This window comes from Granulicella cerasi (assembly GCF_025685575.1).
GTDB lineage: Bacteria > Acidobacteriota > Terriglobia > Terriglobales > Acidobacteriaceae > Granulicella > Granulicella cerasi.
This window is the reverse complement of sequence record NZ_JAGSYD010000001.1, coordinates 743862-763774: the sequence shown is the minus strand read 5'-3', so window position 1 is coordinate 763774 and position 19913 is coordinate 743862. Positions and strand designations below refer to the sequence as shown.

Below are 19913 nucleotides of genomic sequence, written 5' to 3'. Positions count from 1 at the left end.
GCTCAACCGCTTTCGCAAACTGAGGCTCATGGAACAGACACAGACACCGGAGGAAACTCTCGAGGCGGCACAGCTCGTCTCGACACCCGCGATCGACGAAGCGGGTCAGCGCGCCGGCTCTGTAGCCGCGCTGGAGAAGCGTGCCGTCAGCGCAACCGTATGGACCGTGCTGGACTATGGACTGAGCCAGAGCCTGCGCGTCGTCAACAGCCTCGTGCTCACGCATCTGCTGCTGCCCTCGGCGATCGGCGAGATGACCTTGGTGACGACTCTGATCGTCGGCGTCACGCTGCTGTCTGATGTCGGCCTGCAGCCGAGCATCATCCAGAACAGCCGTGGCGACGATCCAGTTTTTCTCGACACGGCTTGGACAATACAGGTACTGCGTGGCCTGATCATGTGGATTGGCGCGTGCATTCTTGCCATTCCTGCAGCGCACTTCTACCACGACCCACCGCTGGCAAAGATTCTGCCGGTGCTCGCGCTCACGACCATTATCACGGGCTTCAACAGCACCGGTCTTCTCACGCTCTCGCGACACATGGGCGTGCGTCGACTCTTCTTCGTTGACACTTCCACACAGGTTGTGACCCTGGTCTTCACGATCGGATGGGCTTATGCAAGCCACACTGTGTGGGCACTCGTCGCAGGCGCAATCTTCTCGAACGCTTTCCGCTTAGTGTTGAGTCATCTGCCCATGTTCGTGCCGGGGCATCGCAACCGCTTCTCGCTCGACCGCGAGAGCTTGCGCGAGATCTTTGCCTTCGGCAAGTGGATCTTCCTCGGAACAGCATTCTTCTTCTTTGCCTCGCAGGCTGACCGCCTTCTCTTAGGCCGCTTGACCACAATGACCGTGCTCGGCGTCTATTCCGTTGCGTTTCAAATCTCGGATGTGCCGCGCTCGGTGATCAACGCCTTCTCCTCACGCGTCGGCTTCCCCTTTGCCGCACGCCTCAAGGACCTCGCGCCGGAAGAGTTTCGCCGTCGCTACCTGCGCTATCGCCTCTATGTGCTGCTTGCAGGAGCGGCCATGCTCAGCATCATGAGCGCGTGGGGCGGCTACGTCGTTTCGCGCGTGTATCCGACGCGTTATCACGATGCCGTTTGGATGATCCCGATTCTCGCGATCGGCCTGTGGCACACGCTGCTCTACAACACCAGCGCCCCGGCGCTGATGGCGCGCGGCATCAGCGCCTACAACGCCAGCGGCAACGCTGCTTACGCCGCTGCCATGCTCGTGGGCATCCCCATTGGCTACACGATGTACGGCTTGCCCGGCGCCATCGTTGCCATCGCAGCCGGCGACTTCCCGCTCTACGTCGTCACGCAGTTTGGCGCGGTGAAGCACGGCATAAAGCCGCTGCGCCAGGACTTCCTGCTCACGCTCGTCTTCCTCGCCTGCCTCGCGTTGAACTTCTGGATTCACAAACTCGTGCTGGGAGCCTACTACTGATGGATCTCCGCACGTTCAACAACCTCGCCGACGCCTTCGCCGCGCGCGCAGCCGAGCAGCCACAGGCGCTCGCTGTCACGCTGGGCGACCGCAGCGCGAGCTACGGCGATCTCGACCGCATGGCGACCAACGTCGCTTGCGCGCTGCAGGCACGTGGTGTGCAACGCGGCGACCTCGTCGCGCTGGTCTGCGATCGCACGATCGAACTCATCGCCGCGATGCTCGGAGTTACGCGTGTCGGCGCAGCATACCTTCCCATCGACCCGCGCTACCCGCAGGCACGCATCACGCAGACGCTTGAAGACGCCAGGCCGCGCATCGTTTTTGCCGATGATGGAAACGTTGCCGCCGATGCTCTGTTGTTGAGCGAAGCTGTTGCCTTCCACGGTGAAACGCGCGCCTGGCCAGAGCGCTCGCGCGAAGACCTCGCGTATGTGATCTACACCTCCGGCTCCACCGGTAAGCCCAAGGGCGTGATGGTGAGCGAGGGCAACGTGCTGCGCCTCTTCACCGCGACCGAGCCTTGGTACAGCTTCCACGCAAGCGATGTATGGACGATGTTCCACTCGCCCTCCTTCGACTTTTCCGTGTGGGAGATCTGGGGCGCGCTGCTTTACGGCGGCCGCCTCGTGCTCGTGCCATTCGAGACCTGCCGCGACCCCGAAGCGGTCTGCGCTCTCATCGAACGCGAAGGCGTCACGGTCTTCAACCAGTCGCCCGCAGCCTTCAACCTGCTGATGCAGGCCGAGGCACGCAAGCCAGAAATGGTGCGCTCGCTACGCTACGTCATCTTCGGCGGCGAAGCGCTCAATCTGCGATCGCTTGCACCGTGGTTTGCGCGCCACGGCGACGCACAGCCGCAGCTCATCAACATGTACGGCATCACCGAGACGACCGTGCACGTCATGTATCGCCGAGTATATGCAGGCGATGCAGCGAACGAGAACGACAGCCTCATCGGCGTTGCGATCCCGGACCTCGAACTGCATCTGCTCGACGAAAACCTGCAGCCCACCACCGAAGGCGAGCTCTTCGTCGGCGGCGCAGGCGTGGCACACGGCTATCTGAATCTGCCGGAGCTGACCGCACAACGATTCATCGCCAACCCTTTCGGCGAAGGCAAGCTCTATCGCTCGGGCGATCTTGCACGTCGTCGCGAAGACGGCGAACTCGCATACCTCGGCCGCGGTGATCGTCAGGTGAAGCTTCGCGGCTATCGCATTGAGCTTGGCGAGATTGAAGCCGTGCTGCTGAAGCATCCGCAGGTGAAGCAGGTCGTTGCTGACGTGGCCGCTGGCAGCAGCCTGCTCTGCGCGTACTTCGTCGGCGAGGCAGAGCCCGCAACACTCGCCAGCTTCGCGACGCAGCATCTGCCCGAACACATGCGTCCCAACCGTTTCATCGCGATCGACGCGGTGCCGTTGACCATCAACGGCAAGATCGATCGCAAGGCCCTGGCTCTGCTCGGTGAGCAGAAGCCCGCGGCCGCAACTCACCACACTTCGCTCTCTTCCGCAGAGACGAAGATCGCCTTCGCGTGGCGCAATGTACTTGCCCTTGATGCCACGCCTCATCCTGAGCAGAACTTTTTCGAAGCGGGCGGAACATCCCTGCTGTTGCACAAACTGAGAACAGAGCTGGAGCACACGCTTGCCCAGCCGATCAGTATCCTTACGCTCTTCCAATTTCCGAGCATCCGCTCGCTGGCGACCGCGCTCGAGGCCAAGCCTCAAACCCAAGCGCCTAGCACCCCAAGTCGCACCGGCTTCCGACCGATACGACTCCCAGGAAAGGTCACGCAATCATGAAGAAGACCGCCACTTATCCCCTTCCAGAGCAGTCCGTGGCAATCGTAGGTATGGCAGGCCGCTTCCCCGGGGCCCGCAACATCGAGGAGTTCTGGCAGAACATCCTCGCAGGCAAAGACAGCGTTTCTCACTTCGCTGCCGACAATGCGACGCCTGGCTACGTGGCCGCGCGCGGCGTGCTCGCCGATGCCGACCTCTTCGACAATGAGTACTTCGGCATCACGCCCTACGACGCAGAGCGCATGGACCCGCAGCATCGCGTGCTGCTTGAGGTCGCCGAGCAAACGCTGCAGCACGCAGGCTACGCTTCGTCGCGATACACCGACGACATCGGCCTCTTCGCCGGCTGCAGTCTGAACACCTACCTGCTGAACAACCTTCTGGGGGACCGCGCGGCCAATGCAGAGCTCGCGGCGAATTATCAGACAGGCGAGTTCGCCGTAGCACTGGGCAACGACAAAGACTTCCTCACCACGCGCATCGCGTATAAGCTGAACCTCCGCGGCCCCGCAATGACGGTGCAGAGCGCCTGCGCCACTTCACTCGTCGCGATCTCGCAAGCAGCGCAGTCGCTGCTGAACTATCAGTGCTCCATGGCGCTCGCTGGCGGTGTGTCCATCACCTTCCCGCAGGAGCGCGGCTACATCGCCCAGGAAGGCTCGCTGATGTCCGCCGACGGCACCTGCCGTCCCTTCGACGCAGCGGCCAGCGGCACGGTCTTCGGCCATGGCGCAGGCATGGTGTTGCTCAAGCGCCTCGAAGACGCGGTCGCTGACGGCGACACGATTTATGCGGTGCTGCGCGGCTTTGGCGTCACCAACGATGGTGGCGAAAAGGTCGGCTACATGGCGCCGGGCGTCAACGGCCAGACACGCGCACTGCGCAACGCGCAGGCGATGGCAGGCCTTGAGCCGCGCGACATCAGCTACATCGAAGCGCACGGCACAGGCACGCCGCTCGGCGACCCCGTGGAGTTCACCGCGCTCAATCAAGTCTTTGGCGCAAGCGACAAGCGCTGGTGCACCATCGGCTCCGCCAAGGCAAACGTCGGCCATCTCGACGCAGCCGCTGGCGTCACCGGTGTCATCAAAACGATCCTGCAAATGCGTGAGCGCACGCTGCCCGCGCTCGCTCACTTCCGCACGCCGAACACGCACCTCACGATGGCGAACTCGCCCTTCCGCTTCATCGCGGAAGCCAGGCCGTGGAGCGGAGAGGCTCCGCTTCGTGCTGGCGTCTCCGCTTTCGGCGTTGGCGGCGTGAACGCACACGTTATCCTCGAAGAATCGCCCGCGACCACAGCGGCTGCGTTTGCCGCGAAGCCGCTGCCGATCGTGCTTTCCGCACGTACACCCGAAGCTCTCGCAGCCATGCGCACAGAGCTTGCCGTACACCTTGCACAGCACCCTGAATTGCAACTGGATGATGTGGCCTACACGCTCGCAACCGGTCGCGCGGCGTATGCGCATCGCGCCGCGTTCATGGCGTCCACGCGTGAAGAAGCGATCTCTGCGCTGAAGTCCGCAGCATCCCAGCCCTCCAATGAAGCGCTGCAAGAATGGCTGAACGCCAGCAACGATGCTGCACTTGAGGACTTTTTCGCCGAGCCCGCACAGCGCATCGCACTGCCGACCTATCCGTTTGAGCGCAAGCGCTTCTGGATGGAAGCGGCACCTTCTGCGCCCTCGACCCAAGCCGCAAGCGCATCCGCGGGAACGGCTCCCGCGGCCGCCGCGCAAGATCGCGTTCCCGCTCTGCGTCGCCGTGTCGCCGATGAACTGCACAAGGTGTCTGGCGTCACGATCAACTCTGAAGAAGACGACGTTTCCTTCCTCGAGCTCGGCCTCGATTCGCTCTGCATGACACAAGCCGCGCAGATGATGTCGAAGGCTTTCGGCACGCCGATCTCGTTCCGTCAGTTGATGGAGCAGGACGACTCCGTCGCCAAGCTCGCAGCGTTCCTCGATGCTACCCTGCCTGCAGAAGTCGCCGCCCCTGCAGCAAGCGAGTCCGGCGTCGTTGGCGCGGCTCTGCAGCAGCAGATCGAGCAGTTGAGCGGACTCTTCGCCGGACAGATCGACGAACTCCGCAAGCTCGCTGGCCTCGAACCACTCAGCGCAGGCAGTGCGAAGCTGAACCCCGCTGCGAAGAAGCCCACGCTCAACGCCGCCGCACTCGGCGAGGTGAAGCATGGCTCCTTCCGCACAATTCAGAAGGCGACACATGCTGTTACGTCCGAGCAGACCGCGTACATGGAGCGGCTGATTGCGGCCTACGTCGAGAAGACGCCAAGCTCCAAGCGCATCACGGCGGAGTCGCGCAAGAACCTTGCTGACCCGCGCGCCGTTGCAGGCTTCCGCCCGCAGTGGAAGGAGATGGTCTACCCGCTCGTCACCGATCGCGCGAACGGTTCGCGCATCATCGACGTCGACGGCAACGAGTACATCGACATCGTGAACGGCTACGGCTGCATCATGTTCGGCCACTCGCCGGAGTTTGTGGTGGAAGCCGCGATCGCGCAGATGCACACCGGCGTCGCCATCGGCCCGCAGTCCGTGCTCGCGGGCGAAGTCGCTCAGATGTTCGCGGCGATGACCGGCAACGATCGCGTGACCTTTTGCAATACGGGCTCGGAAGCGGTGATGGCCGCGATTCGTCTCGCGCGCACGATCAGCGGACGCGAACGCGTGGTCTACTTCGCAGGCGACTATCACGGCACCTTCGACGAGGTGCTCGTGCGCTCCACGCCCGCTGGCTCTATGCCCATCGCACCGGGCATTCCGCAAGAGAACGTCGGCAACGTCACGGTGCTCGAGTACGGCACCGAAGCATCGATGCAGTGGCTGCGCGAGAACGCAAACGATCTCGCTGCAGTGCTCATCGAGCCTGTGCAGACGCGCCATCCTGAAGTGCAGCCCTTCGAGTTCATTCGCGAAGTCCGCCGCCTGACCGAAGAGTCCGGCACAACGATGATTCTCGACGAAGTCGTCACCGGCTTCCGCGTGGCACCGGGCGGCATGCAGGAGTACCTCGGCATTCGCGCCGACCTCTGCACCTACGGCAAGGTCGTCGGCGGTGGCTACCCCATCGGCGTGCTCTCGGGCAAAGCCAAGTGGATGGACGCGCTCGATGGGGGAGCGTGGAACTTCGGCGACGCCTCCACGCCTGAAGTCGGTATGACCTTCTTCGCAGGCACCTTTGTGCGTCATCCGCAGGCGCTGAGCATCGCGCGCGCTGTGCTGACGTTCCTCAACGAGCAGGGCCCCGAGCTGCAGAAGACGCTCAACGCGAAGACGCGTCGTATGGAGCAGGATGTGAACGCGATGTTCGCCGAGAAGCGCATTCCCTTCCGCGTCTTCGGCTTCGCTTCGTGGTTCTACGTTTCGCTGCCGAGCGAGTGGAAGCTTGCGCCGCTCTTCTACTACGCGATGCGCGCGCGTGGCGTCCATATTCAGGAAGGCTACCCCTGCTTCCTCACCACGGCGCACAGCGATGCGGACATCGAAACCGTGCTCGCCGCATTCCGTGCAACGATTGCAGAGCTTCACGGCCTCGGCATTCTGCCGAGCGGAAGTGATGAAGAGCTCGCAGCCGTCGCCGAAGGCGATGCAGCCGTCGAAGCTTCACGCAGCGGCGCCACGTTGACCGCAACGGTCGAGTCCGCGGTCGCGCCGATGAAGCTGCGCCGCGATGCACCTTCGACTGTGCCCTTGACCGAACCGCAACGCGAGATCTTCCTGGCCGCGAGCCTTGATGATGCAGCGAACTGTGCGTTCAACGAGTCCGTCACGCTGGAGTTGCGCGGTGCTGTGCGTGAAGACGCGCTACGCTTCGCGCTGGATGCCGCCGTTGCGCGCCACGATGCGCTACGCAGCACCGTGGATGAGTCTGGCGAGATGCTGCATGTGTCGCCGGTCTTCTCCGGACAGATCGAGTTTGCCGACGTCAGCACCTTTGAAGCGGATGCCCGCGCGCAGGCCGTAGCTTCGCGCGTCGATGCCGAAGCTGCCACACCGTTCGACCTGCATCGCGGGCCGCTGTTGCGCGTTGTGTGCTTCCGCCAAAGCGCAGAGCATTACACCGTCGTGCTCACAGCGCATCACATCGTGCTCGATGGCTGGTCGGCGAACGTGCTGCTCGAAGAGATCGCTTCGCTTTACTCCAACGGCGGTGCTATGGAGTCGTTGCCGGAGCCCGCAAGCTTTGCTGCTTACGCCGTGCGCGAGCAGGAGCGCACCGTAGCCGGTGAGTTCCGCGAGAACGAACAGTACTGGGTAAAGCGCTTCGCAGGCCGCGAGCCGCGCCTGAATCTGCCGAGCGATCGCACGCGCCCTGCCGTTCGCGGATTCGCGGGGGCAACGTATCGCGGTACCGTGCCGGCGGAGATCTTCGAAGCCGCACGCACGGCCGCGCGCAAGAGCGGCGCCAGCCCCTACGTGGCGTTCCTCTCCTCGTTCCAGATGCTGATGCATCGCCTGACGCAGCAGAGCGAAGTCGTGGTGGGCATCTCCACCGCAGGTCAGGCGCTACTCGAAGGCGAAACGCTCGTCGGCCACTGCGTGAACTTCCTGCCGATGCTTAGCGAGCTGCGTGAAGGCGAGACCGTTGCTGAACACTGGAAGGCCACGCGCTCGGCCATGCTCGACGCGCAGAGCCACCAGGAGTACACCTTCGGCAGCCTGCTGCGTGAGCTCGATCTGCCGCGCGACTCCTCGCGCATGCCGCTGATCGAGGTGCAGTTCAACCTGGAGAAGCTCGGCGAAGGCGTGAAGTTCGATGGCCTGAACGCGTCGGTAATCTCGAACGCCAAGCGCTTCGTAAACACGGACCTCTTCCTGAACGTGATGGAGACGCCCGCAGGCGTGGAGTTTACGTGCGACTACAACACGGAACTCTTCGACGGTGCAACGATTGAGCGCTGGATGGAGATCTGGAAGCAGATCCTCTCGAGCGTTGCGACGATGCCCGAGCAGCCCGTCACGAAGCTTCCGCTCCTCCCTGCTTCGCAGCGTGCACAAGTGCTCGAGGCCTGGAACAGCACGAAGGCTGACTTCGGGGCATGGGAGTCAATGCCGCAGGCGTTGGCGCGCCATGCCGCGGCTCGTCCTGATGCGATTGCAGTCGAATGCAACGGACACAAGTGGAGCTATCGTGAACTGCATGAGTACGTCGATGCCGTCGCGCATCGCTTGCTCGCAGAAGGCGTGCAGCCGGGCGATGTCGTAGGCATCTCGCTCGATCGCTCCATCGAAATGCTCGGCGCCATGCTGGCGGCGATGGCAGCGGGCGCGGCTTACGTGCCGCTCGATAGCCACAACCCGCAGGAGCGCCTTGACCTCATCATGGGCGATGCGAAGATCGCGGCGCTGCTCACCAGCCGTGATCCGAAGATCATCTCCACGGCTCCGCGCATCAACGTGACCGGCCCGCAGCCAAAGCACGACGGCGCACAGCTGCCCACCGTGAACTCGGGCGACCTTGCGTATCTGCTCTACACCTCGGGTTCGACCGGCAAACCTAAGGGCGTCGCCGTCGAGCATGGCGCGCTGATGAACCTGCTGCACAGCATGATGCGTGAGCCGGGCTTCACCGCCAGCGACGCGTTGCTTGCGGTGACGACGGTGTCCTTCGACATCGCCGAGCTTGAGCTGCTGATGCCCTTGCTTGCAGGCGGTCGCGTGATCATCGCTACGGACGAAGAAGCTCGCGACGGCGCATTGCTGCTCGGCCTGCTGCGCCGCACCGGTGCCAACGTGATGCAGGCTACGCCTGGCCTGTGGCGCGTGCTGCTTGATGCTGGATGGAACAGCGAGATCAAGCTGAAGGCCCTCGTCGGCGGCGAAGCTCTGCCGCGCGAACTGGCGAAGCAGCTGCTCGCAGAGACCAACGACGTGTGGAACATGTACGGCCCGACGGAGACGACGATCTGGTCGTCCACGCTGCGCATCGAGAACGCCAGTGAGACGCCGCGCATCGGTGGCCCGATTGCGAACACCACGTTCTACGTGCTCGATGGCGAACTGCAGCCGTTGCCCATCGGAGTCCCCGGCGATCTTTACATCGGCGGCGAAGGCCTCGCACGCGGCTATTGGAACCGCCCCGACCTCACCGACGCAGCGTTTATCGCGAACCCCTTCGGCGAAGGCCGCCTGTACAAGACAGGCGACCTCGGTCGCTGGATCGCCGACGGCACGATCGCCCTTGGCGGCCGTGGCGACTCGCAGGTGAAGATTCGCGGCTATCGCATCGAGCTTGGCGAAATCGAAGCTGCGTTCCGCAAGCAGCCCGAGGTCGTGCAGGCCGTAGTGGCTTTGCAACCTGCGACAGAGACCGCTGCAGCCTACGTCATCGCGTTCGCGCAGATGGAAGCGGGCAGCAACGTCACGGCGAATGATCTGCGTATGGCGACCCAACGTGTACTGCCTGAGTACATGCAGCCGCGCGATATCGTACTGGTCGATTCGATGCCGCAGACGTCGAACGGTAAAATCGACAGGAAAGCACTGTTGGCCTCGCACCGCGCCAGCGCGGCTCCGCGTACGATTACGCCGCCGGCCAACGAACAGGAAGCCAAGCTCGTCACCATATGGTCAGAGCTGCTTGAAAAGAAAGAAGTGAGCACCACCGACTCGATCTTCGAGCTCGGCGCTGACTCACTCACGATCTTCCGCATGGCAGCACGCTGCCAGCGCGAAGGCCTACCGATTAAGGCTGCGCAGATTCTTGCCCTGCGTACCATTCAGGCGTTGGCAGCAACCCTCACCCATACGGACACTACCGGAGCCTCATCCGCCGCCCCCGCGAAGAAGGGCATCAAGGCAGTGTCGAGACAGAACTTCATCCTCAGGAAGGACTCATAACCCCGTGGTCAACGGCAACGAAGACACAACGCTCAAGCAGCAACAAGACTGCGAGCGCGAAACCGGGAACAGCCAGTCCAACGATGTATACGCTATGACAGTAACGCCCGCTCAGGAGCGCTTCTGGTCACTGGACAGGTTGCAGCCAGGTAATCCCACGTTGAACATGCCGCTGATGTGGCAGTGCAACGGAGACCTGGATATCCCCGCGCTACGCAAGGCTTACCAGCTTTGCGTCGATCGGCACGAATCGCTCCGTACCACGTTCTCTATCGTGGACGGGAAGCTGCGCCAGATCGTGCACGCACAGATGCTCGTCGAGATTCCGCTGGTGGATCTGTCCACGCTGCCCAGCGATGAGCGCCAAATGGCCGCGGACAAGCTGACGCGTGAGCACGCAGCGTTTCGCTTCGATCTCGCACAGGGCCCGCTGATCGCGCTGAAGCTGCTGCGCATGGGCCCCACCGAGCACATGCTGCTCGTGACGATGCACCACATCATTTGCGATGGCATCTCCAATTGGATTCTGCAGCGCGACCTGATGGCGCTCTACGAAGCAGAACTGTTGGGTAAAGAAGCGACGCTGCCTGAACTGCCGATTCAATATGCGGACTTCGCAGTGTGGCATGAAGAGTGGATGCGCAGCGAAGAGGCACAGAAGTCCGTGGACTTCTGGCGCGAGCGCATCGGCATCGACTTCAAGCCCGTTCGCTTTGAGTCTGACCCGGAAGCCGCGAGCGAACTTGCAGAGCATCTGCAAGGCGCATCGGGCGCCATCGACACACAACTTCTCCCCGGCGATATCACCGCGCGCGAACGTGCGTTCTGCCAGGCCGAAGGTGTCACGCAAAACGTCTTCTTCTTCGCAGGCTTCCTTGCATGGCTGGCGCGCAGCACCGGTCAGCACGACCTGATGATCGGCTACCCGGTCGCGAACCGCACCGATGAAACGCAGGACCTCATCGGCCTCTTCATCAACATCCAGCCGATGCGCGTGAAGATCACGCCGGAGACAACCTTCCGCGAGTTGCTGCACTTCGTCGAACGCTGGACGATCGAAGGCTCCGAGCACCAGGCGCTGCCGTTCGAAACGCTCGCGCAGCATCCCGATTTCTCGGACAGCCAGAACGCCGTGGCCTCGCCTGTCTTCTTCCTTTACCAGCCTTCGTTCATGCAGGTGATGCGCGTCGAAACACCGAACTCTTCGCTGCAGATGATTCCGCTGCGCTCGGAGAGCCCCGGCGCGATCTTCGACATGATGCTCGCCGTCGTCGAGCGCATGGAAGAAGGCCCACGCCTGCAACTGGAGTACAACCCGCAGCATATGCGGCAGTCGATGGTGCGCTCCTATCTCACCACGATGGTGAGCATTCTCGACGCCGCCAGCACCGCACCGGATACACCTGTGCTGCAGCTTCCCACCGTTACGGGCAGCGAACGCCGCCAACTGCTCGAACGCTTCGCAGGTCCCAGCATCGACTTCGGCCCCTACGAAGCCGTGCATCAGAGCATCCTCGCAAAGGCGTCCGCAGAGCCCGGCCGCATCGCGATCAACAACGCGAACGCGAACTTCACCTACGCGCAGCTCGCCAAGCGTTCCTTCTCCATCGCGCATAAGCTCGTCGCCGAAGGTGTCGTTCCGGGCGATCGCGTTGCCGTTTGCATGGGTCGCTCCGTCGACACCGTCGCGACGCTGCTCGGCGTGCTGATGACCGGCGCCGCATACGTTCCACTCGACGCGCGCTATCCTCGCCAGCGCATCGACACCGCGATGGAGGACTCAGAAGCGCGCCTGCTCGTCACGGACCGCGAGCTCGATGTCGATCCGCAGTACCGTGTGCTGCAGCTTGCTACCGTCACAACGCAGTCCACGCCGTTCATTCCCTATGCGAACGCGCCGAACGACATCGCATATGTGATCTACACCTCCGGCTCCACCGGCAAGCCCAAGGGCGTTGCCGTTCCGCACGGTGCGCTGCGCAATCTGCTGCTCGGCGTGCAGCATACGCCCGGCCTTCTTCCGACAGATACCTGGTGCGCGATCACGACGATCTCCTTCGACATCGCCGCGCTGGAAATCTTCCTTCCGCTGATGGTCGGCGCTCGCCTTGTCCTCGCCACCGACAATGAAGCCCGCACGCCTTCGCTGCTGCTTACGCTGCTCAAGAAGTGCAATGTGAACGTGCTGCAGGCAACGCCGGGCGCATGGCGCGCGCTCATCGACGAAGGCTGGGACAACACACTGAAGCTGCGTGTACTCATCGGCGGCGAGGCCGTTTCACGCGACCTCGGCAATAGCCTGATCGAGCGCAGCAACTCGGTGTGGAACATGTACGGCCCCACCGAGACCACCATCTGGTCTTCGGCCACGCAGATCAAGCCCGGCAAGCAAGCGCCTGCCGTCGGCGATGTATTGCCGAACCAGCAGTTCTACGTGCTCGACGAGCAGCTTGAGCTGACGCCGATGGGGCGACAGGGCGAGCTTTGCATCGGCGGCGCGGGCGTGGCCGTTGGCTACTGGAACCGCGAAGAGCGCACCGCAGATCGTTTCAAACCGAACCCCTTCGGCGAAGGCCGCATCTACCGCACCGGCGATGCGGCGCGCGTCGAGCCCGACGGCACACTGCGTCTGCTCGGTCGCCTCGACTTCCAGGTGAAGGTCCGCGGCTACCGTATCGAGCTGGGCGAGATTGAAAACGTCCTCGAGCAGCATCCCGCTGTCCGCGAGGCTGTCGTAGCGCATCATGTGCTTTCAGACACCGCGGAAACCGCGGGCGTCACACGCATGATCGCCTACGTCGATGCGCCACAACACGCGAACGATGAAGAGAAGGCGCAGACACTTGTCCGCGAACTCGAAGACGTCGTCGCGCGTGCGCTGCCCGAATACATGATGCCCAACGTCATCGTGGCGCTGCCCGAACTGCCGCGCCTGATGAACGGCAAGGTTGACCGCAAGGCACTGCCCGACGTCTTCACCGAAGCCGGCGACGGCGGCGTCAGCATCACCGGCGGTGAAGCCAGCGACTTCGCCGCACCGCAGGACTTCGTCGAACGTCAGCTCACCGACATCTGGCAAACCACGCTCGGCATCGCACGCATCAGCACGCGAGCCAACTTCTTCTCACTCGCCGTCGGCTCGCTCGCCGCCATGCGTCTGGTGATGAAGATGAACCGCATCTTCGCCGTAGACTTCGGCCTCGCCACGCTCGTCAGCCACCCGACGATTCAGGACATCGCCCGCCTCATCCACTCGCAGCATGATGCAGGCACCACGAGCACGCTGGTGCCCATTCGCACCGAAGGCTCAAAGCCACCGCTATTCATCCTGCATGGCGTCGGCGGCAACATCCTGAACTTCATGGGCCTCGCGCGCCGCCTCGGCGAAGACCAGCCGGTCTACGGCGTGCAGGCGCAGTCACTGCTCAGCGGCAAGGCCGCTCTGCTGCGGCTTGAAGACATGGCCGCGTTCTACATCCGCGAGATGCGCACCGTGCAACCGCACGGCCCCTACCACTTGCTCGGCTACTCCTTCGGCGGCACCGTCGCGGCGGAGATGGCCACGCAGTTGATCAACGCCGGAGAAGAGGTTGCCTACCTCTCTATGCTCGACGCCAAGACGAAGGACTTCGAAGCAGAGTTCCACTCGAGCATGGCCGTGCAGACGAAGGTCGATCGCCGCATGAAGCAGATCATGGGCAACACGCAGCACCTGTCGATGACGGACCGCGTGAAGTACATCGCCAACAAACTCGGCACACGCTCGGCGCGCATCAGCGCACGCCTCTTCGGCAAGCTCGGCGCAAGGCGAATGCCCTCATGGATGAAGGTTCCGTGGGACGTGAACCTCGTCGCACTGCAGCGATACAATCTGCACACGTACCCCGGCAGACTCGTCCTCTTCCGCGCCACGGACCAGGACTATGCCTCAGGACCACGTGATCTAGGCTGGAGCAGGTACTTCCCCGGCGGCGTGAAGATCTACGAGATTCGCGGCGACCACGAACGCATCTTCCTCGAACCGGCGGTGGGCGATATGGCGAAGGCCATCGTCGACAGCCTGGAGCAGATAAACCGATGAACCAGACGTTGCGGCCGGTCTACATGGTGCTTTCGCCTCGCTCGCTCGACTACGCGCGGCTTGCCATCGCCACGCTGCTCGCGCAGAGCGCCGACGCACTGCACCTGCATCTCATCACCGACTCCGATGACGATCGTGATGAGTTGCAGCGTGTCGTCACCGAGATCGCTCCTCCGCAACAACATCGCGTCAGCGTCTTCAGCGAGCATGATCTTGATGCCGCAGAAGAAGAACGCCTCGGCCGCTATCCGCATCTGCGCGCGCTGCGCCACGGTCACCCCTGCTGGCGCAAGATCACCGACCCGCTGCTGCTCACCGAACCCGGCGCAGAGATGATCCTGCTCGACCCGGACCTCTACTTCCCCAACCGCTTCCGCTTCGACCCCACACCGAACGGCCTGCTGCTGATGTGGCAGGCGCCGAACTGCCTGCTGCCGCCGGAGAACGTCCGCGCGGCCATGCACGCGGGCATCCCGCTCGCGCGTCACGTAGACATCGGCGTCGCGCACTGGCGACTCTCGCCCGAGATGAACGAACTCGCGTGGGTGGACTCCTTCATCGAAACGCTCGCAGACGGCAAGCCGCTCCCGCGCAAAATGCACATTGAAGCCATCGTGTGGGCAGCCATCGCAGAGCACGGCGGAGGCGGTTATCTCGACCCCGCGCGCTGGGTCTGCTGGCATCGCACGCAGTCCAAGCGCGTGCGCATCAAGCTCGGCGCGAAGGGCGATGCGATCCTCGCGTCTGAGCCGTGGAACTCGCTGAAGTGCTTCCACGCCGGCGGCGAAGCCAAGTGGTGGCTTCCGCAGATCGTAGCGCAGGGCCGCGCCAGCGTTGATCTTGCGGATACACCCTCTGCCGCACCCGCGCCCTTCGTTGAGCTCACACCCGCATACTACGAGCGCGAGCAATCGCTGAAGGGCCTCATCGGCAAGCTCGGCTACTACAAGATCTTCGGAGGCGGTTGAGCGTGGTTTCGCGCGTCATCATCGTGGCCGAGCACGCCTCCGTGCGCTTCGGCGGCGAGGCATCGCTGCCCTATCACTACTTCCGCGTGCTCCGTGCTCGCGGAGTCGATGCCCTGCTGATCACGCACGAACGTACACGCACGGAGCTCGAAGAACTCTTCCCCCACGATCGCGAGCGCCTGCTCTTCGTGCCCGACATGGCTGCGCAGAAGCTCTTCTTCCGCTTGTCCTCGTTCCTTCCGCGCCGCATCGCAGAGGCTACCTTCGGCCTCGCCAACCAACTGCTTACGCAGCACGCACAGCGCAAGATGGTACGCGAACTCGCAGCGCCGGGCACGGTCGTACATCAGCCCATCCCCGTATCGCCGAAGTTCCCTTCGCTTATCGCCAACGTCGGCGCGCCGGTCATCATCGGGCCGATGAACGGCGGCATGGAGTACCCGCCCGCTTTCCGTCGCGCCGAATTCGCCAGCGTGAATGCGGCCATCGCGCTGGGCCGAAGCTTCAGCGGCATCTTCAATCGCCTGCTGCCCGGCAAGCAAAAAGCCGCACGACTGCTCGTTGCCAACCCACGCACAGCGGCCGCGCTCCCGGTAGAACACCGCGGTCGCGTCGTGGAGATCGTAGAGAACGGCGTCGATCTCGCGAAGTGGCCCGAAGCCAGCGCCTACGAAGCACCCGCTACGCCGCGCTTCCTCTTCATGGGCCGCCTTGTGGACTGGAAGGCCCTCGACCTCGTGCTGCTCGCGATGGTGCGCGTGCCGCAAGCTGAGCTCGATGTCGTCGGCGATGGCAACATGCGCGCCGCCTGGGAGCAACTCGCGCGTGAACTGAACATCGGCGACCGCGTTCACTTCCACGGCTGGAAGTCGCAGGCTGAGTGCGCGCAGATGCTGCAACACTCTACCGCGCTCGTACTGCCCAGCATCTATGAATGCGGTGGCGCCGTTGTGCTCGAAGCCATGAGCGTTGGCCGTCCGGTCATCGCCACAGCATGGGGTGGCCCGGCTGATTATCTCGACACAAGCTGCGGCATCCTCGTCGAGCCAACGAGTCGCACCGCGATGATTGAAGGCTTTGCTGACGCGCTGGAAGAGCTCGCACGTTCGCCTGAGCTATGCGCCACACTGGGCCGCGCTGCACGTCAGCGCATCGTGGACCACTTCGACTGGGAGAAGAAGGTCGATCGCGTCTACGCACTCTACGAGCAGGTGCTCGCCGAGCAACGACGCTAGCTGACCGCTTCCTTCATACCCTGCGCGATCGTTTCATGCCGACGTCCCGGCCGCAGAAAGCGACGTTCCACGCCGTACCAGCTTGCCACCGAAAGCAGCAGCACCAGCGGCGTCGCCTCGACAAACAAAATCGCCGGCGACATCGCGCCGCCATGCAGCATCACGATCGTCTGCTGAATCGGAAACGCATAGAGGTAGAGCCCGTACGAGAAGTCGCCGAAGCGCCCGGCCTGCGTGAGCGGCAACCACTTCGCGTACGCGAGATAGAACACCAGATAGCTCCCTGCCATCGGAAACAACGCCGCTACGCCAAACGGCACACGCGCAGCCACCACACAGGCAATCACCGCCAGCAATGCGAGCGCTGCGCTATGCGGAATCTGGCGACGATAGAGATAGAACACCACGCCCGCCAGATAGTACGGCAGCAACCGCGCCCAGAGCTGCGGCGAACCCAGCAGCACCCCAAGGAACTTGCCGCCGAACACCCATCCGCGTACGAGGAACATCACGCTCAACGCAAGCGAGCCCACAAAGAACAGCAGCGGCCACACGCGCTGCTTCAACAGACCAACAACGCCCAGCAGCATCACGCCGACATAGCACCAGCACTCGTACTGGATCGACCACACCGAGCCGTTGATCGCGCGTCCGTCATAGATGTTGTGCGCGAACGCATGGCTGTACGTGAACTCACGAAGCCGCAATGTCTCCAACAGGAAATCGCCGATACGAGCCGATAGACGTGGCAGCAACTCAGCGTGCCCGATCTGCGCGAAGACGAAGAACCCTAGCAGCGCACACACCAGGAAGCCCGGATAGATGCGCGCGATGCGTCGTTGCGCGAACTGCCACGCACTCTTCGAGCGCTCCATGCTGGCCGTGATCATGAAGCCGCTCATCACGAAGAAGAGATCGACCGAGATCGCTCCGCCTGTGAGCTGATGGTGCGTCCAGCGCGCTACCCACTCGCGCTCCTCCGTTCCTGTCGCTAGCGGCATGCAGTGCGAGGCCAGCACCAGCAGCGCGAGCAGAATACGCAGCGCGTCGAAGTTGTTATGGCGCGAGTCCCACGGGCTGTTCAACGACGGCTTGGCAGAGGAGGTCACGAGAGTTATTGTCCGTGTCGTCGAAGCCTCGCGGCAAGTATCAAGTCGTGACACACAAGTCGCAGAATTCGTTACGCCAACGCGCTTTCGCCACGGCTATACTCATGCCATGAACCCCGTGCGCGACGCCATGCCTGCTCATGATGCACCGGCCGACGCCACAGGAACTCCTCCTCGCGCCACGCGCCTCGCATACCTCCTCAGCCGCTATCCCGCGATCTCTCACACCTTCTTCCTGCATGAAGTGCTGGGCCTGCGCGCGCTCGGCATGCAGATAGAGACTGCGTCGATCAACGCACCCGATCGCGCGATGAACGCGCTGCCTCCTGTCGAAGCGGAAGAAGCCTCGAAGACCTTCTATGTGAAGTCCGGCGGCAAGGTCGGCTCGCTGCTCAAGCTACTCGGCATCAGCGTGAAGCATCCCACTGCGTTCATGCGCGGCCTCCGCGCCATCTTCAGCGTGAAGGGACTCACCGCGAAGAAGCGCGCCATGTGGTTCGCCTATCTCGCCGAAGCCCTGCTGCTCGGCGACTGGATGCGCCAACGCGATCTGCCGCATCTGCATGTGCACTTCGGCGGCCCCGTCGCATCGGTCGGCTTCCTCACCTCGCGCGCATGGGGCGTGCCTTTCAGCCTCACCATCCACGGCCCGGAAGAGCTGCAGGACTTCAGCGCCAACCAGATGCAGGAGAAGCTGCTGCAAGCTGCGTTCGTGCTCTGCATCAGCAGCTTTGCAAAGAGCCAGCTCATGCAACGCCTGCCGACAGACCATTGGTCCAAGCTGCACGTCGTACGCCTCGGCGTGCCAGAAGAGATGCTTGCGCTGCCGCCGGTGAAGGCGCAGTCCACCGCGCTGCCGCATGTCGTTTGTGTCGGCCGCCTTGTGCCAGAGAAGGGCCAGCGACTCTTGCTGCAGGCCATCGCGCGCCTACGCGCAGAAGGTGTCTACGTCACCGCAACGCTCGTCGGCGGAGGCCCCGAGCGCGCGTCGCTTGAAAAGTTCGTGCGGCAGCAGGGCCTCAGCGAAAGCGTCCGCCTCAGCGGACCGCAATCGCATCCGGAAACGCTTGCGCTGCTTCGCACCGCCGACATCTTCGCGCTGCCGAGCTTCGCCGAAGGCATCCCCGTCGCGCTGATGGAAGCGATGGCACTGGAGATCCCCTGCCTCAGCACGACCGTCGCCGGCATCAGCGAACTCATTCGCAGCGGACAGGACGGCGTGCTCGTCGCACCTTCTGACGTCGACGCACTCACCGAGTCATTGCGTCTGCTCGCGTCCGACGCCTCGCTGCGCGCGCGCATGGGACACTCCTCGCGCGAACGCGTCCTCGAACACTATCGTCTTCGCGACAATCACGCACGGCTCGCTGAGATCTTTCGCCACTCTTTGCAACCGGCGGTGAAGCAGTGAGCACCTACGACGTCTCCGTCATCCTCGTCTCCTTCAACACCTCGAAGCTCACGCACGAGTGCCTCACCGCACTCTACGAAGAGCTCGAAGGCTTCACGCACGAAGTCCTCGTTGTCGAGAACGCCTCGCGCGACGACTCCGCTGCGATGATCGAGCGCGACTTCCCGCAGGTGAAGCTCTTCCGCAGCGACGTGAACCTCGGCTTCGGCAACGCGAACAACGTCGCGCTGCCCGTCGCACAGGGCCGCTACATCGTGCTGCTCAACACCGATGCCTTCATCGCGCCCGGCGGCCTGCGCAAGGCCATCGCACACATGGACGCGACGCCGCGCTGCGGCATGGGCGGCGGCAAGCTCATCGGCCGCGACGGCGGATGGCAACCGTCGGCGCGCATGTTCCACACCGTCTGGATCGACTTCACCGTGCTCACAGGCTTGTCCTATCGCTTCCCCAAGTCGAAACTCTTCAGCGCGCTCGACCGCACGTGGAGCGATCAAAGCCAGCCCGCCTCCGTGGATTGGGTGCCCGGTGCCTTCGCCATCATCCGCCCCGAAGCACTCGCGCAGACAGGCTTCTTCGACCCGGCGTTCTTCCTCTACTACGAAGAGGTCGACCTCTGCTATCGCTTGAAGCAAGCGGGCTGGGAGATCTGGTACTGGCCCGACATCGTCATCACGCACATCGGTGGCGAAAGCTCGCGCTCACTCAAGTCACTCGAATTCTCGTCGCAAGCCGCACAGGTCGTGAAGTGGCGCATGCGCAGTACCTTCCTCTACTACCGCAAGCATCACGGCGCACAGGCATGGCTCGCCAAGTGGATGGAGAAATCGCTCTACACCGCCAGCATGTGGCGCAACAAGCTCAGCAGCACGCCCGAGCGCAAAGCCAAGGCCGAGCGCTTCGCCAACCTCCGGCGCCTCATCGACCAGGCGTGGGACGACACGAAGGGAGGACGCGTTTCGCCGCCAGCGCCCTGGTAGCCGCGCGT

9 protein-coding genes are annotated in these 19913 nt (G+C 63.2%); 8 read left to right on the top strand and 1 reads right to left on the bottom strand.

Features of this window, described 5'->3' with window-relative positions; all coding sequences use genetic code 11:
- The first annotated feature begins 28 nt into the window (after positions 1-28).
- The 6 genes from OHL11_RS03175 to OHL11_RS03150 are packed head-to-tail and all read left to right on the top strand — an operon-like array spanning position 29 to position 16405.
- Complete coding sequence (locus OHL11_RS03175; protein ID WP_263370024.1) at positions 29-1453, top strand: oligosaccharide flippase family protein; 1425 nt, start codon at positions 29-31, stop codon at positions 1451-1453.
- Entirely contained in the window at positions 1453-3261 is a 1809-nt protein-coding gene (locus tag OHL11_RS03170) for an amino acid adenylation domain-containing protein (protein ID WP_263370023.1), read from the top strand. The genes OHL11_RS03175 and OHL11_RS03170 overlap by 1 nt, the downstream gene beginning before the upstream one ends.
- Positions 3258-10121, top strand: coding sequence for a non-ribosomal peptide synthetase (locus tag OHL11_RS03165; RefSeq protein ID WP_263370022.1), 6864 nt, complete (start codon positions 3258-3260; stop codon positions 10119-10121). The genes OHL11_RS03170 and OHL11_RS03165 overlap by 4 nt, the downstream gene beginning before the upstream one ends.
- 4 nt (positions 10122-10125) lie before the next feature.
- Positions 10126-14202: a non-ribosomal peptide synthetase gene (locus tag OHL11_RS03160; protein ID WP_263370021.1), complete on the top strand. Its 4077-nt coding sequence runs from the start codon at positions 10126-10128 to the stop codon at positions 14200-14202.
- Positions 14199-15170, top strand: a complete 972-nt coding sequence (locus tag OHL11_RS03155; RefSeq protein ID WP_263370020.1) for a hypothetical protein — start codon at positions 14199-14201, stop codon at positions 15168-15170. Before OHL11_RS03160 ends, OHL11_RS03155 begins: the two co-directional genes overlap by 4 nt.
- A 2-nt stretch (positions 15171-15172) precedes the next feature.
- The gene (locus OHL11_RS03150) at positions 15173-16405 is read left to right on the top strand and encodes a glycosyltransferase family 4 protein (RefSeq protein ID WP_263370470.1); all 1233 of its coding nucleotides are present in this window, start codon (positions 15173-15175) and stop codon (positions 16403-16405) included.
- Here the strand turns inward: OHL11_RS03150 and OHL11_RS03145 are convergent.
- Positions 16402-17514 (bottom strand): acyltransferase family protein, encoded by a 1113-nt coding sequence (locus OHL11_RS03145; protein WP_263370019.1) that lies wholly within the window; start codon positions 17512-17514, stop codon positions 16402-16404. The two genes, OHL11_RS03150 and OHL11_RS03145, sit on opposite strands and share 4 nt — an antisense overlap.
- A 109-nt stretch (positions 17515-17623) precedes the next feature.
- Here OHL11_RS03145 and OHL11_RS03140 point away from each other — a divergent pair, with 109 nt between their 5' ends.
- Entirely contained in the window at positions 17624-18925 is a 1302-nt protein-coding gene (locus tag OHL11_RS03140; protein ID WP_263370018.1) for a glycosyltransferase family 4 protein, read from the top strand.
- On the top strand, positions 18922-19905 hold the full coding sequence (locus OHL11_RS03135) for a glycosyltransferase family 2 protein (RefSeq protein ID WP_263370017.1): 984 nt from the start codon (positions 18922-18924) through the stop codon (positions 19903-19905). Before OHL11_RS03140 ends, OHL11_RS03135 begins: the two co-directional genes overlap by 4 nt.
- Positions 19906-19913 lie beyond the last annotated feature (8 nt).

Excerpts from the sequence above, each read along its gene's own strand:
- OHL11_RS03175 (WP_263370024.1), top strand. The coding sequence starts at position 29 with ATGGAACAGACACAGACACCGGAGGAAACTCTCGAGGCGGCACAGCTC.
- OHL11_RS03170 (WP_263370023.1), top strand. The coding sequence starts at position 1,453 with ATGGATCTCCGCACGTTCAACAACCTCGCCGACGCCTTCGCCGCGCGC.
- OHL11_RS03165 (WP_263370022.1), top strand. The coding sequence starts at position 3,258 with ATGAAGAAGACCGCCACTTATCCCCTTCCAGAGCAGTCCGTGGCAATC.
- OHL11_RS03155 (WP_263370020.1), top strand. The coding sequence starts at position 14,199 with ATGAACCAGACGTTGCGGCCGGTCTACATGGTGCTTTCGCCTCGCTCG.
- OHL11_RS03140 (WP_263370018.1), top strand. The coding sequence starts at position 17,624 with ATGAACCCCGTGCGCGACGCCATGCCTGCTCATGATGCACCGGCCGAC.